The organism is Alteromonas sp. BMJM2 (assembly GCF_027257845.1).
GTDB lineage: Bacteria > Pseudomonadota > Gammaproteobacteria > Enterobacterales > Alteromonadaceae > Alteromonas.
This window is the reverse complement of sequence record NZ_JAPVOT010000002.1, coordinates 324525-337546: the sequence shown is the minus strand read 5'-3', so window position 1 is coordinate 337546 and position 13022 is coordinate 324525. Positions and strand designations below refer to the sequence as shown.

Sequence of the window (13022 nt, the reverse complement as noted above, 5' to 3'; positions counted from 1 at the left end):
CCTTTTAGTTTAATCAGTTTTAGTATTTTCGGAATCTCCTGTTGTGCTTGGCATTGTGATAGCACGTGCTGGAACAACGGTTGAAATTGCGTGTTTGTAAACCATTTGGCTCACTGTGTTCTTCAGTAAAATAACAAATTGATCGAAAGACTCAACTTGTCCCTGAAGTTTAATTCCATTTACCAGATAAATAGATACTGGGATACGTTCCTTGCGCAAAGCGTTCAAGAATGGGTCTTGTAAAGATTGCCCTTTAGCCATTTGTATTCCTTAATTTTTATTATTAGCGGGCGCTGTTTCACTCCGCCTCACGTCTATTGTATACCACACTCATTAGTTTAAAGTGTGACTCGTGCTGCAATTTTAGTCAATTTATCGTTAGCAAATGTGTCTAACCACGTCACATTTTGCCAACCACGTAACCAAGTAAGCTGTCTTTTCGCAAGCTGCCTAGTCGCAATGATACCGCGTTCACGCATATCATCGAAACTAAGTTGTCCTTCAAAGTACTGCCACATCTGCCTATAACCCACAGATCGGATTGAAGGCAACTCGTCAGAAAGATCACCTCGCTCGTATAACTTTTTTACTTCGTATTCAAATCCGTCAGCAAGCATTAAATCGAACCTGCGCTCTATCCGCTCATGTAGTATAGATCTATCTTCAGGCGCTATAGCAAACTGAGTTATATCATAAGGACACTTTGTGCCCTCTTGCTGCTGCCAGTGAGTCAGGGTTTTTCCTGTGCTGCGATAGACCTCTAGCGCTCGCGTGATACGCTGGGGATCGTTTGGATGAATTCTTTCCCCGCTTACCGCATCGACATCTTTGAGTTCGTTGTGTAAATGCGTCCATCCTGACGCTTGTGCTTCACGGTTAATCTGCTCGCGAATAACTTCGTTTGACTTAGGTAGTGACGAAATTCCATTTATCAAGGCATTAAAGTACATCATTGTGCCTCCTACCAACATGGGAAGCTTGCCACGACCATGTATTTCACCGATAAGTCGCGTTGTATCGTTCACAAATTGCGACACCGAATAACTTTCAGCGGGGTCGATAATGTCGATAAGGTGATGGTGAACCACCGACTGTTCTTGCTCAGTGGGTTTCGCCGTACCTATGTCCATGCCTTTATAAACCAAGGCTGAATCGACACTGATAATCTCGCATGCAGTGTGCTTAGCAACGTCTAATGCCAAAGCCGTTTTGCCTGATGCCGTCGGACCCATTATTGCCAATACAGGAGAAGCAGTTTCTATGCCAATAGACATATTATTCTCCCCACGCTTTAAGTATGTCGTTTATCGAGCGCACTTTAGCAAATTGCTCAATATATTCCCATTGTTTAGACGGACTTTGCTGCTCCAACCAGTACCATACTGCCGCTGCCGATTGTTCGTCCATATCCTCTTTCGGAATAACGACGTTGTTGGCGATACTGTGAGGCGTTGTTAGCGATGCACACAGCAGGTGTTCGAACCATTTTATCCAAGGCAAATGTCTGCAGCCTGCCGGCACTTGTTGCAAGCGATATTTCCCCGCCACTTTGTTGATGTCAAAGTGCAGTTGTGACAGCACGTCTAGGGTAGATTGGGTAACCCCGTCGGCATGAATTGCCACCGGCATTAGTAAGGGCTGTTCGTGCTGGGCCTTGGTAAATAATTCAGCTAACCATAGACCTAGGAGGCTATTTGCGCAGATTAAAAATAGGCGATCTTCTTTTTGATATAACCGGTGTACCTCTCCTACATTTATGTAGGTTGCCTCGTCAGAGTTTTTCTGCAAACTGCTGTAATTTGGCGTCATCAAAGCATTGAACCCCGCCTGATAAGCCGGAGAAGGTCCTTTACTCTGTCGCTGAAACTCCGCCACACGTCCACGTGGTGACGGCGAGCCTCTTTCGTCAGCGCTAGCTTCACCCGCGTAGGATCCGCCAACATTTGGTTTACCTTCACCTGACGCCCCTCGATAAGACACAGATGGACCTGTTTGTAATTGATGAACAGATTCCAAGTTCTCATCGGGGTGTGTATTTTTTGTTTGTGAAACGTGGGGGTGTGAACTGGCTGTATCTAACGGGCGAATATAGCCGTGTGCCACTTCAGGATGCATATAATCGGCAGATTGCACGCCGCCAACGTGACTTTCACCCCGCGGCTGATCGTTGGGCGCATTGTTTAGTGCGTATAGTGCATCGCAAACGCTTTTACATATAAAATCATGTATTAGGCGACTTTGCTGAAATCGCACTTCGTGTTTTGCGGGATGAACATTTACGTCTACATCTTTAGGATCCAAGCTCAAGTAAACAACAAAACTAGGCTGTTCAACCACACCCCACACGCTCTCATAGGCTTGACGAATAGCGTGCATAATAAGCTTATCTCGCATTCCTCGACTATTTACGAAGCTAAACTGGCAGTCGTTGCTGCTTCTTAGCATAACTTCATTGCCTAGCCATGCATCAATCGTTAATCCGTCATACTGCGTATTAATATGCACGGCATTTTGAATAAACTTTTGACCAACGACCGCAGCTATGCGGCGTTCTATACTGCCCGCTTTGTCAGCAATATACCGCTTAATGACTTTGTCGTTGTGCCTGAGGATAAAAGAGACGTGAGGGTAGCTCAACGCGACGCGTTTTATAACGTCTTCAATATGTTGAAATTCCGTTTTTTCCGTACGCAAAAACTTGCGTCGGGCCGGCGTATTGTAAAAGAGGTCAGCAACATCGATTGTGGTTCCCACAGGGTGTGCAGCAGGGCGAACGGCCACCGACATATCCCTGCCTTCACAGTATGCTTCCCACGCCTCGGTTTGCGATTCTGTTTTAGACGTAAGTGTAAGGCGCGTCACCGAACTTATACTGGCAAGGGCTTCCCCACGAAAGCCTAGTGACAATATTTGCTCTAAATCGTCCAGTGTCGATATTTTACTGGTTGCATGACGACTCAGTGCAAGTTGCAGTTCGTCCCTTGCTATACCGCTGCCATTGTCTTTAATGCGAATTCTTTTATGCCCGCCTTTTTCAATATCGACCTCAATTTTTGTAGCACCTGCATCTACACTGTTTTCTAGCAGTTCTTTAACCACAGACGCAGGGCGCTCTACCACTTCACCTGCGGCAATTTGGTTTGCAAGTTGTGGCGATAAAAGCTGTATTGGCAAGGGATACCTCTGTATAGAAAATAAATAGGCGTTGTTTTGTTAATCAAGCATAGCAATGACTAGCGATGAATAATGAAAAGTAGTGTTTTTAGGTGCTGGGAATAGTTAACACTTGCCCGATGCGCACAACATCGTTGCGCAAATTATTTGCCGCTTTAATACTACTCACTCTCACGTTGTAACGCTGCGCTAATAAGGATAGCGACTCTCCCGAGCGGACGCGATGAGTTCGATTTTCTGCTTTTTCAGCAGCCCACATCGTCCCATCTGGAGGAACCTGTTTAAAGTAGCGTTTAGCAGCATTAAACATGGCTTTCGCCAATCGCTCTCGATATTCAGACCAGTTGAGATTCTTTTCTTCTTGAGGATTTGAGATAAACCCAACTTCTACCAAAATTGATGGTATATCTGGTGATGTTAGCACTGCCAAGCTTGCCGCTTGTGGCTTGCGCTTGTGCAAAGACGTTACGGCTTTCAACTCTTCTATTACTTTGTTGCCTAAATCGTGGCTTGTTGCCATGGAGTGATCCATTGAGAGCCCTAAAATAGTCTCAGCTAAATAGCGCTCACTGGACTTATCACTTATGACTTCTGCCGCTCCGCCTAACAATTCAGAGTGTCGCTCTGTTCTCTCCATCCAGCGCCCTAGTTCTGTATCAGCCCTTCGCATAGACAGCACCCAGACTGAGCCGCCGCGAGGCTGTGGTTGTGTAAAGGCATCAGCATGAATGGAGATGAGTAAATCTGCTTTTTTCTGTCGCGCAATTTCCGGTCGCTTATTGGGTGATAAGTAATAATCGCCAGAGCGCGTCATAATGGCCCGCATGCCATCTTCTGCATCGACCATAGCTTGCAGCCGTTTAGCAATACTCAGAGTAATGTGTTTTTCGAACGTACCAGCTGGTCCGATTGAGCCTGGATCTTGCCCACCATGACCCGCATCAATAGCAACAATGATATCTCGGTCTCGCGTACTGCTCGATTCGTCAATAATGACCTGCCGCTCTGACGTCGTGTTTATTGATGAAGCACTAGACTGACGCGTAACTTCAGGCGCACTATCGGCCAAATCAAGCACAAGTCTATGTCCATAGGACTTATTCGGCGCTACTGCAAACAGTGAGGGTTCGGCATTGCGGTTTAGCTCAACAACAACACGCGCAGAGCTTGCACGCTTGGGGGTTGAGTAGCGCAACTTGCGGATTAAGCTGCCACTATTTTCAACCGTAGAAAGTTTGAACGTATTTGCGGTGTTCTTAAAGTCTATAACCACCCGCAGCGGTTTTTTAAGCGTGAAGTAAGTAAAATCTGGCGCACTATCTACATCAAAAACAACTCGCGTTTTTGATGCGTCAGGCGATACTCTTACACTATTTATCGTGTTTTGTGCAGCACTAACAACGTGCGCCATCAGACACAACATTACGACCGATATTATACTGCGCACCATAATTTGCCTTTACGTCTTCACTCTCGCGTGAATTACACAAGATGTGATTTTATCGTTTTTATATACGTTTACATTGCTGGAGCAGCTTTGCACCAAGTACAGATTTTGACTCTAAAACAAACTGCCTACCCGATGGCGTTGTATCTATATTAATCACTAAGTCAGGGGATGCCAAGTACTCGCCCCCCTTTTGTGACCATTCAACAAGCGCAATCGCATCACCACCGAAATAATCGCGTATGCCCATGAACTCTAATTCTTCAGGATCTGATAAGCGATATAAATCAAAGTGGTATATATTGACGCTGTCTAACTCATAAGGTTCAACCAGTGTATAGGTAGGACTTTTAACACTGCCCGAATGACCAAGTGCCTGAATAAAATATCGGCTAAATGTGGTTTTCCCAGCGCCGAGGTCGCCATTGAGAAAAACGACCACATTAGCGGGCAATTGGCTATACACTGCTTGAGCAAGGTCTTGAGCTAGTAGCGAAGTATCATCAACATCGCTAGCAAAATAGGAGGACTGCGGGTAAGACATCTACGTTATTCCACTAAAACTAAACTGTGCAGTAAATATCTTACAAACCGCAAATCAGAAAGGCTTTATTTCAAAGACACTTATTTGTGGTTTATCAAGCGACGAACTGCATCAAAAAAATCACTCGCTATCATACCACGTTGTCCGTACTGTTGGGCAATATCGTCTCCCGCTTTTGCATGCAGTACTACGCCATACTTAGCCGCAATATCAGTCTCTACACCTTGAGCGAGTAACGCGCCTAGAATACCGCTGAGAACATCACCACTGCCAGCGGTTGCCATGCCAGGATTACCGTGTCGACATACCCACGTCTTTTTCTCATTGTCGATTAACGTACCTGCACCTTTGAGCACACACACCGAGTGATAGCGCTGCGAACACTGGCGAGCATAGTTAAACCGATCGCTTTCAACGTCATCTATCGACACGCCTAACAAACGAGCGGCTTCTCCCGAGTGGGGAGTGAGAATGCTATGCGACAACGTAAACGCCGTAGACTGTTTGCACAATATGTTTAATGCATCGGCATCGATAACAATAGGCTTGTTCGTCTGTTGGCAATGTTTAAGCGTGGTGGAAAAGGCGTCTTCAGCCCACTCATCCTGACCAAGCCCAGGCCCGATAACCACACAACTTGCCCACTGAAGGGCATCGTCTAACTGGCCATCGGTTACCATTAATTCAGGACGTCCAGCGCTTACCTGCACAACGGAAGATTCGTGAGTGTAAACCCGCACCATCCCCGCACCACTTCGAAGCGCCGCTTCACCGGCTAAACGAATGGCTCCGGCAGTGCCCTTATTACCACCTATACATAGCAATCGACCATAGGTGCCCTTATGGCTGTGCACGTCCCGTGGCCCCATGCCGTTAAAATGGTCTATGTTTAGCATGGTAGCGCTCGCTTTTGCTAAAGACTGAAACGCGTTACCAATACCTAAATCTGCATAAACCAATTTACCACACGATTGTTTACCCGCTCCTGTGACTAACCCGGGCTTGATGCCAACAAAAGTTACCGTAATATCAGCTTGTACACAGCGACCTAAGCTTTGGCCGGTATTGGCATCTAAACCAGAGGGAACATCAACACTAACCACAGGGGTATCGCTGCTGTTTATGGCATCGATAACATCGGCAAACTCATTTCTGATATAGCTATTAATTCCCGTGCCTAATAGCCCGTCAATGATCACATCGGCTCGCTCAAGCAGTGATGCATCGAAGCATTCTACCGTACCACCTGAGTCAACCCAGCGCTTTTGCGCGAGTCCAGCATCGCCTTCTAACACTCGCTCAGGCTCAATAGCACATACAAACACTTGCTTACCTGCAAGCTTTGCATTCATTGCGGCTATGTAACCGTCTCCCGCATTATTGCCCTGCCCCACAAGAACAAGATAGACGTCGGAGTTTGGAATTAGCTCTAAGCATTGCTTAAAAACCGCGTCTCCCGCGCGCTGCATCAATGTGAACATGTCACAGTTTGAATTAGCCGCAGCTAACTTTTCATTTTCCCGAACTTGGTCGGCTCGAAATAGTTTGTATGATAAACTTGACGTGAGTTGAGTATCTAGCATGAGAAAATGTCCGCAATTAATTCTATTGATCTCGTTGAGTTAACCCACAATATCAAGGCTTGGGGAGCTGCGCTAGGCTTTCAACAGGTTGGTATCAGCGATATTGATCTACATCAGCACGAGGCTCATCTACAAGATTGGCTAGACAACGACTACCACGGTGACATGCACTTCATGAAAGCTCATGGCATGAAACGGGCTCGGCCAGACGAATTGGTGCCCGGTACGCTAAGAGTAATCAGCGTGCGAATGAATTACCTACCTCCCGATGCCTCTTTTGCCAAACACCTTAAAACCTCAGACATTGGCTACATCAGTCGCTATGCGCTTGGGCGGGACTATCATAAAGTGCTCCGCAAGCGACTTAAGCAACTGGGTGAAAAAATTACTGCTGCGTTAAGTGCTATCGAATATCGTGATACTGAATATCGGCCCTTTGTAGACTCTGCCCCTGTGCTAGAGCATGCCATTGCTGAAAAAGCTGGATTAGGCTGGACCGGAAAACACAGTTTAACGCTTAATAAAGAGGCCGGCTCTTGGTTCTTTCTAGGCGAACTTTTTATCAACTTACCGTTGCCTACCGACTCTCCTATTGAAGAGGGCTGTGGAAGCTGTACAGCCTGTATGACTATTTGCCCAACCAATGCCATTGTAGCCCCCTACAAAGTGGATGCGAGACGATGCATTTCCTATCTTACTATTGAGTCAGGCGAAGATATTCCCGAGGAACTTAGGCCCCTGATGGGCAATCGTATTTATGGTTGTGATGATTGCCAGCTTGTTTGCCCTTGGAACCGCTATGCCGATGTTACAACTGAAGAAGATTTTCATCCAAGACAAGTGCTGCACGGACAATCTCTCTTAACCTTATTTTCTTGGAGTGAGGAAACCTTTTTAGCCAACACACTGGGCTCACCTATTCGCCGCATTGGTTACGAAAAATGGCAGCGTAATATTGCTGTTGCTATCGGTAATGCTGATTTTAGTGAAGATAATATAGCGCTATTAAAGGCACAAAGAGGAATGGTAAGCGAGCAAGTTGATAGGCATATCGATTGGGCTATTACTCAACAAACTGCAAAAGAACATCACCAAAAAAGCGAACAGCGTAAGCAACAAAGGCTGATTAGAGTTATTGAAAAAGGACTTGTGCGAGACGCCTAACTAGACATGACTGCGGCGCCGGCATGAGGCAATAGCATCGTAAGAGGCAATGACAACCAAGTGGCAATGGCAAGTAGCACCCTGCTTAAAAAGAGTTAGCAAAGCACATTTACATAGCTTGGGTATTCGCTTGGGGGGTATTCGCTTGGGGAGTATTCGCTTGAGCATGTTTACACACCAAACCTGTATAACCGAACTCTCTAGCGCTTTTAGTTAACGGTTTTTTAACCGAGGATGTGTGTTCTTGGGGAAACAGTTTTATCTGTCTGCGGTTGCTTACGAGGCATAAAAGTAGCAGTGAATTTTACCATTTCGCTTTGTAAAGCCTCGTCTGATGACTCCATTGCCCCAAACGTCCACCATGAAGGATTGGGAAGAGCTTTTACTGCATCGTTGAGTTCATCTACCGTACCAATAAATACACCTACAATCTCGCAGGCGACTTGAGTACAGTCGATATTATCGAGGGAGAATAGTTGCTCGTACGGCGATGTATCAAAAAAGTGAAGCAAATCCCTCTGGGCAGCTGACACATCAGCGGCCTCTCTTTCTCCTTTCACTTTCTTGATAGGCTTTATAATTTTCAGCTCGCTGGTTTGTGTAGAACGAGAACGCGCTAAGACATCGCTTAGGCGTTCGTGTTCTACTTTTGAGTGGTCTAGTTTCTGTTGATAAGAGACCACCTTAAAACCGGCAATAACAGAAAAAGCGACAAGCAGCACTAACAGCCAGGTTTTCATCGTTTATCCTTTCTCACCTGCTATTGATTAGCGTATGTTGACTAACAAGCTGATTTACTTAAATAGGATTTAGTTTATTTATGGTATTGCTTGCTTAGCTTGTGCACAGAGTCAACAAAGACACCTGCATTTTCAGGTGGCACATCTAAGTGAATGCCGTGACCTAAATTGAAAACATGACCAGAGCCTTCTCCGTATCCTTTCAATATAGTGCCCACTTCTTCTTCAATTCGCTGTGCCGGCGCATAAAGCATGGATGGATCCATATTCCCCTGCAGAGCAACTTTATCGCCAATGCGGGCTCGAGCTTCTTTAATATCGATAGTCCAGTCTAGGCCAACTGCATCACAGCCAGTTGCTGCGATAGACTCTAACCACATGCCGCCGTTTTTGGTAAACAAGGTAACAGGGACTTTTCGACCTTCGTTTTCGCGGGTCAATCCGCTCACAATGCGTTCCATATATTGCAGCGAAAACTCTTTATAATCACGTGGCGATAACACACCGCCCCATGTATCAAATATCATGACAGACTGTGCGCCAGCAGCAATTTGCGCGTTGAGGTACGAGGTGACTGAGTCTGCTAATTTTTCAAGCAGCAAATGCAGTATTGCAGGCTCTGCAAACGCCATTTTCTTAATTTTTGTAAACGCCTTACTTGAGCCACCTTCAATCATATAAGTCGCTAGCGTCCATGGGCTGCCAGAAAAGCCAATTAATGGAACATCGCCCTTAAGCTCTCTGCGAATAGTGCGCACTGCGTTCATCACATACTGCAATTCGCCTTCAGGATCGGGAATACCAATTTTATCTACATCGGCTTTACAGGTGATCGGCTTTTTAAAACGCGGGCCTTCCCCTGCTTCAAAATACAGCTCTAAGCCCATGGCATCTGGAATGGTTAGGATATCTGAAAATAAAATTGCCGCATCAAGAGGGAATCTGCGTAAGGGCTGCAACGTTACTTCACAGGCTAGCTCCGCATTTTTGCACAGTGACATAAAGTCACCTGCCACGGCACGTGTTGCCTTATATTCTGGTAAGTATCGACCTGCTTGTCGCATCATCCATACGGGTGTTACATCAACCGGCTTTTTTTCCAACGCCCGTAAATAACGGTCGTTCTTTAACGCTGGCTTATCGACATTTGGAATATTTTGCGACATATAACTCACCTGATTTGGGATTAAAATTAAGCGGCAAAATTATATCAGTAATTCTCCCTGAGTGTGTGAAAAACCTCAATTCAAACACACGCTTTCGATGTATGTACGGCGCAGAGCGATGAGCAGTGTGTGTAAATAGCGACAACATTAATCGGAGAAATTTACTTGCGCTTTTAAAATACCTTTGCTATTACTATACACGCTAACAAAAAGAAGCCTCTCAGAGGACCGTGCTAAAAAAACCTAGAACCCTGCTCCGGCAGGGTTTTTTATTTGTCGCTTATTAACGACAGGGAGGGTTATTTTTCGCCTATCAACGACAAGGTTTCTGCAATAAGCTGTCCAGCTATTGAGACCTTAGGCGGTATATTGGGTAGCGCATCGACGTCAAACCATTGAGCATCGTCTATTTCATTTTCTTGGCACACGATATCGCCACCGTCGTATTCGGCGATAAACCCAACCATTAATGAATGAGGGAATGGCCACGGCTGACTATTGAAGTAACGTAGATTTTTTACCTTTACCCCAACTTCTTCGAAAACTTCTCTGTGAACGGCTTCTTCAAGGCTCTCGCCGCTTTCCACAAACCCAGCCAGCGTAGAGTACATATTTGCTTCTTTGTGTCTGACCCCTTTGGCCAATAACAGCTTTTCTCCATTGTGAATGGCAACGATGATACAGGGCGATACTCGTGGATACGTGCGATGCTTACAGCGATGGCATTGCATGGCCATCTCCCAGTTTACACGCTCCATTTCAGCGCCACACTGCCCGCAAAACTTGTGGGTTCGTAAAAAATGGATATATTGCCAAGCTCGACCTAGCACAGAAAACGCTATATTTTGTTGTGTAAATAGAAGCTGACGCAGTGAAACTCGTTCCCAGCCAGCAGTTTCAATGTGTTCAGAACCAAGGTCGACCACGTATATGGGCGCTTCGGTTACAGCAGCATCATTAAGAGGAGGCAATTCATGCACGTCTTCGTGATACGATGCGAGAAACGAAAGCTCCTCAAAATGCGCTTCAGGCAGTATAGGATCGTTCTCTCGCACCACAATTTTTTCACGGCTAAAGATTACCCATATTGCCCTGCGCTTACTGATTTCAGTACCAGATAAATTAATCATCATAGGTTTGCTGCCTTCTTATTATTTAATACTCTGTGTTTTTATTCCACAAACAGAAATCTTTACTGCTGATTCTTAACGAAATGCAGGCATTCTCTGCACAGCATAAACGAAAGTACGCATACTATTCGACTTAATGATTCACATTATGGTGGATAATTGCGGATAAAATAGCCTTGGCATTTGTGTCGTAATAGCACAGTGTTATACTGCCAACAACGCGTTTTGACAAAGTCAGGTAAAGGCCAAGTTTTACGTCGTTGTGTTACGGTGCAGTATTGAAGTTATTTAGCTCAGAATAAACGTTCAGATGAGATGAATTTATTTTCACAAAGTGCGATCCCCGACTGGATGGTTTCGTAAACACTGTATCTGCGTATATAACGTCCTTGATAACAATTGCGCTTAAAAGACACTGACTAAAATTTACATACACCCTGCTTTTTCTACACGATGATATATTCACCGAGATAGTAAGTAGACTAGTATTAAATTAAAAGATTCTGAAACGAGGTACTTTTAGGTCGATCCGATCTTTACTCTCAAAGACGCGCGAGAAAAGATTGACCCACAGTACCTTGTAATATTGTTAAAAGTAGACTTTTTAACAGCCTAATAAATGGCCAGTTTATAAATATGAAGGCCGAGTTAACGGTAGCGATACATGAATAATACGACACTAATTCACAAAGCGCGTGCCTACTGCGAACAGCGCGGTGCTAGGTTTACGCCATTGCGAGAGAAAGTGTATGAAATACTGCTCGCTAAACATGGTCCGATGGGTGCCTATGAGCTACTCGACTCGTTAAAAGAAACAGAGTCTAGTGCTAAGCCAGCAACTGTGTATCGAGCATTAGACTTTTTACTCGATTTCGGATTTATTCATCGACTAGAATCTACTAATGCCTTTGTTGCCTGTTATCATTTTGGGTGTAATCACCCGGTTCAATTTCTAATATGTGATAGCTGTGGCGATGTGGCAGAGATTCAATCTGAAGGACTGAAGGACACGCTTGATAGCCAAGCTGAGGCCCACGGCTTTCGCGTTTCTAAACAAACTATTGAAGCACATGGACTTTGCGCAGAATGTCAAAAAACGGAAGATTCCTCACTTAAGGAGCAAGTACATGAATGCTGATTTTGTAAATCCGTTTATCGGCGGTTTACTCAACGTAATGGAAACAATGGCGCAGACCAAACTTACACCGGGCAAACCAAAGAAAAAACAAAGCGACGTGGCCAAAGGTGATGTGTCAGGACTTATCGGTATGGTAGGTCCAAACGTAAGGGGCTCTATGTCGATTACGTTTGATGAAGCGCTAGCACTCACTATCATGGAGCGCATGGTGGGAGAGCGGCCTGAGAAACTTGATGCCGAAGTTGCCGATATGGTTGGTGAAGTCACCAATATGATATGCGGGAATGCCAAACGGGATCTTGCCGAACGAGGATACGAGTTTGGCATGGCAACACCTATTGTAGTGTCTGGCCATCAGCACACGATAAGCCATCAGGTGGACGGCGCGAAGATTATTCTTCCCTTTATGTGCGATGAAGGACTCGCTCATTTGGAAATCTGCTTTGACAAATAACGTCTGGCAGTCTGAAAAAATTACACTGCCTTCCTATCAACGAGGCTTTCACCTCATTACCGATCGTATTGTAGAGGCCATTCCTTCACTCCAAATTGTTGAAGTTGGCTTACTACACTTATGGTTACAACACACAAGTGCAAGCCTCACGGTGAACGAAAATGCCGATCCAACGGTTCGCCAAGATTTGGAATCTTACCTTAACCACAGCGTAAGGGAAGACACGCCTTATTTTAGGCATACCTTCGAGGGCAGCGATGATATGCCAGCCCACATTAAATCTAGCCTTTTAGGATGCGAAATAACTGTCCCCGTACAGCAAGGAAAACTTGCACTTGGAACGTGGCAAGGTATCATGCTCGGCGAGCACCGCGACAGCGGTGGAAGACGCACTATTATTGCCACACTACAAGGGACAGCAGCTTAGCCCGCATAATAAATGGCATGCTTTGTGCTTTGATCTAGGAAACTAGTTCAAAACT

At 45.3% G+C, this 13022-nt stretch carries 13 protein-coding genes; 4 read left to right on the top strand and 9 right to left on the bottom strand.

What is annotated here, in order from left to right; all coding sequences use genetic code 11:
* Positions 1–9: 9 nt before the first annotated feature.
* From hfq to O9X84_RS04200, 6 genes are all read right to left on the bottom strand, one after another.
* On the bottom strand, positions 10–261 hold the full coding sequence (gene hfq, locus O9X84_RS04225; RefSeq protein ID WP_269518333.1) for an RNA chaperone Hfq: 252 nt from the start codon (positions 259–261) through the stop codon (positions 10–12).
* Between the two features lie 77 nt (positions 262–338).
* Positions 339–1274 carry a tRNA (adenosine(37)-N6)-dimethylallyltransferase MiaA gene (gene miaA, locus O9X84_RS04220; protein ID WP_269518332.1) on the bottom strand — a complete coding sequence of 312 codons (936 nt, stop codon included), beginning with the start codon at positions 1272–1274 and terminating at the stop codon, positions 339–341.
* Between the two features lies 1 nt (position 1275).
* Positions 1276–3174 carry a DNA mismatch repair endonuclease MutL gene (gene mutL, locus O9X84_RS04215; RefSeq protein WP_269518331.1) on the bottom strand — a complete coding sequence of 633 codons (1899 nt, stop codon included), beginning with the start codon at positions 3172–3174 and terminating at the stop codon, positions 1276–1278.
* 88 nt (positions 3175–3262) lie between these two features.
* On the bottom strand, positions 3263–4624 hold the full coding sequence (locus O9X84_RS04210; protein ID WP_269518329.1) for an N-acetylmuramoyl-L-alanine amidase: 1362 nt from the start codon (positions 4622–4624) through the stop codon (positions 3263–3265).
* A gap of 58 nt (positions 4625–4682) precedes the next feature.
* Complete coding sequence (tsaE, locus tag O9X84_RS04205; protein WP_269518327.1) at positions 4683–5165, bottom strand: tRNA (adenosine(37)-N6)-threonylcarbamoyltransferase complex ATPase subunit type 1 TsaE; 483 nt, start codon at positions 5163–5165, stop codon at positions 4683–4685.
* Positions 5166–5245: 80 nt separating this feature from the next.
* The gene (locus O9X84_RS04200; RefSeq protein WP_269518326.1) at positions 5246–6748 is read right to left on the bottom strand and encodes an NAD(P)H-hydrate dehydratase; all 1503 of its coding nucleotides are present in this window, start codon (positions 6746–6748) and stop codon (positions 5246–5248) included.
* A gap of 6 nt (positions 6749–6754) precedes the next feature.
* Here O9X84_RS04200 and queG point away from each other — a divergent pair, with 6 nt between their 5' ends.
* Positions 6755–7912, top strand: a complete 1158-nt coding sequence (queG, locus tag O9X84_RS04195; RefSeq protein WP_269518324.1) for a tRNA epoxyqueuosine(34) reductase QueG — start codon at positions 6755–6757, stop codon at positions 7910–7912.
* Between the two features lie 224 nt (positions 7913–8136).
* Here the strand turns inward: queG and O9X84_RS04190 are convergent, their stop codons facing one another.
* From O9X84_RS04190 to nudC, 3 genes are all read right to left on the bottom strand, one after another.
* Positions 8137–8652, bottom strand: a complete 516-nt coding sequence (locus tag O9X84_RS04190; protein WP_269518322.1) for a hypothetical protein — start codon at positions 8650–8652, stop codon at positions 8137–8139.
* A gap of 74 nt (positions 8653–8726) precedes the next feature.
* A complete protein-coding gene (gene hemE, locus O9X84_RS04185; RefSeq protein WP_269518321.1) occupies positions 8727–9818 on the bottom strand; it encodes a uroporphyrinogen decarboxylase in 1092 nt (363 codons plus the stop codon).
* Positions 9819–10117: 299 nt separating this feature from the next.
* Positions 10118–10951, bottom strand: coding sequence for an NAD(+) diphosphatase (nudC, locus tag O9X84_RS04180; protein WP_269518320.1), 834 nt, complete (start codon positions 10949–10951; stop codon positions 10118–10120).
* A 661-nt stretch (positions 10952–11612) separates the two neighbouring features.
* On the opposite strand from nudC, the gene O9X84_RS04175 reads away from it, so the two are divergent.
* Genes O9X84_RS04175 through O9X84_RS04165 form a run of 3 tightly spaced genes read left to right on the top strand, consistent with a single transcriptional unit; the run spans position 11613 to position 12967 of the window.
* Positions 11613–12086, top strand: a complete 474-nt coding sequence (locus tag O9X84_RS04175) for a transcriptional repressor (protein WP_269518319.1) — start codon at positions 11613–11615, stop codon at positions 12084–12086.
* Positions 12076–12540: a chemotaxis protein CheX gene (locus O9X84_RS04170; RefSeq protein WP_269518318.1), complete on the top strand. Its 465-nt coding sequence runs from the start codon at positions 12076–12078 to the stop codon at positions 12538–12540. Before O9X84_RS04175 ends, O9X84_RS04170 begins: the two co-directional genes overlap by 11 nt.
* A complete protein-coding gene (locus tag O9X84_RS04165) occupies positions 12530–12967 on the top strand; it encodes a secondary thiamine-phosphate synthase enzyme YjbQ (RefSeq protein WP_269518317.1) in 438 nt (145 codons plus the stop codon). Before O9X84_RS04170 ends, O9X84_RS04165 begins: the two co-directional genes overlap by 11 nt.
* The last annotated feature ends 55 nt before the right edge of the window (positions 12968–13022 follow it).

Excerpts from the sequence above, each read along its gene's own strand:
- hfq (WP_269518333.1), bottom strand. The coding sequence starts at position 261 with ATGGCTAAAGGGCAATCTTTACAAGACCCATTCTTGAACGCTTTGCGC.
- miaA (WP_269518332.1), bottom strand. The coding sequence starts at position 1,274 with ATGTCTATTGGCATAGAAACTGCTTCTCCTGTATTGGCAATAATGGGT.
- O9X84_RS04210 (WP_269518329.1), bottom strand. The coding sequence starts at position 4,624 with ATGGTGCGCAGTATAATATCGGTCGTAATGTTGTGTCTGATGGCGCAC.
- tsaE (WP_269518327.1), bottom strand. The coding sequence starts at position 5,165 with ATGTCTTACCCGCAGTCCTCCTATTTTGCTAGCGATGTTGATGATACT.
- O9X84_RS04200 (WP_269518326.1), bottom strand. The coding sequence starts at position 6,748 with ATGCTAGATACTCAACTCACGTCAAGTTTATCATACAAACTATTTCGA.
- queG (WP_269518324.1), top strand. The coding sequence starts at position 6,755 with ATGTCCGCAATTAATTCTATTGATCTCGTTGAGTTAACCCACAATATC.
- O9X84_RS04190 (WP_269518322.1), bottom strand. The coding sequence starts at position 8,652 with ATGAAAACCTGGCTGTTAGTGCTGCTTGTCGCTTTTTCTGTTATTGCC.
- hemE (WP_269518321.1), bottom strand. The coding sequence starts at position 9,818 with ATGTCGCAAAATATTCCAAATGTCGATAAGCCAGCGTTAAAGAACGAC.
- nudC (WP_269518320.1), bottom strand. The coding sequence starts at position 10,951 with ATGATGATTAATTTATCTGGTACTGAAATCAGTAAGCGCAGGGCAATA.
- O9X84_RS04175 (WP_269518319.1), top strand. The coding sequence starts at position 11,613 with ATGAATAATACGACACTAATTCACAAAGCGCGTGCCTACTGCGAACAG.
- O9X84_RS04170 (WP_269518318.1), top strand. The coding sequence starts at position 12,076 with ATGAATGCTGATTTTGTAAATCCGTTTATCGGCGGTTTACTCAACGTA.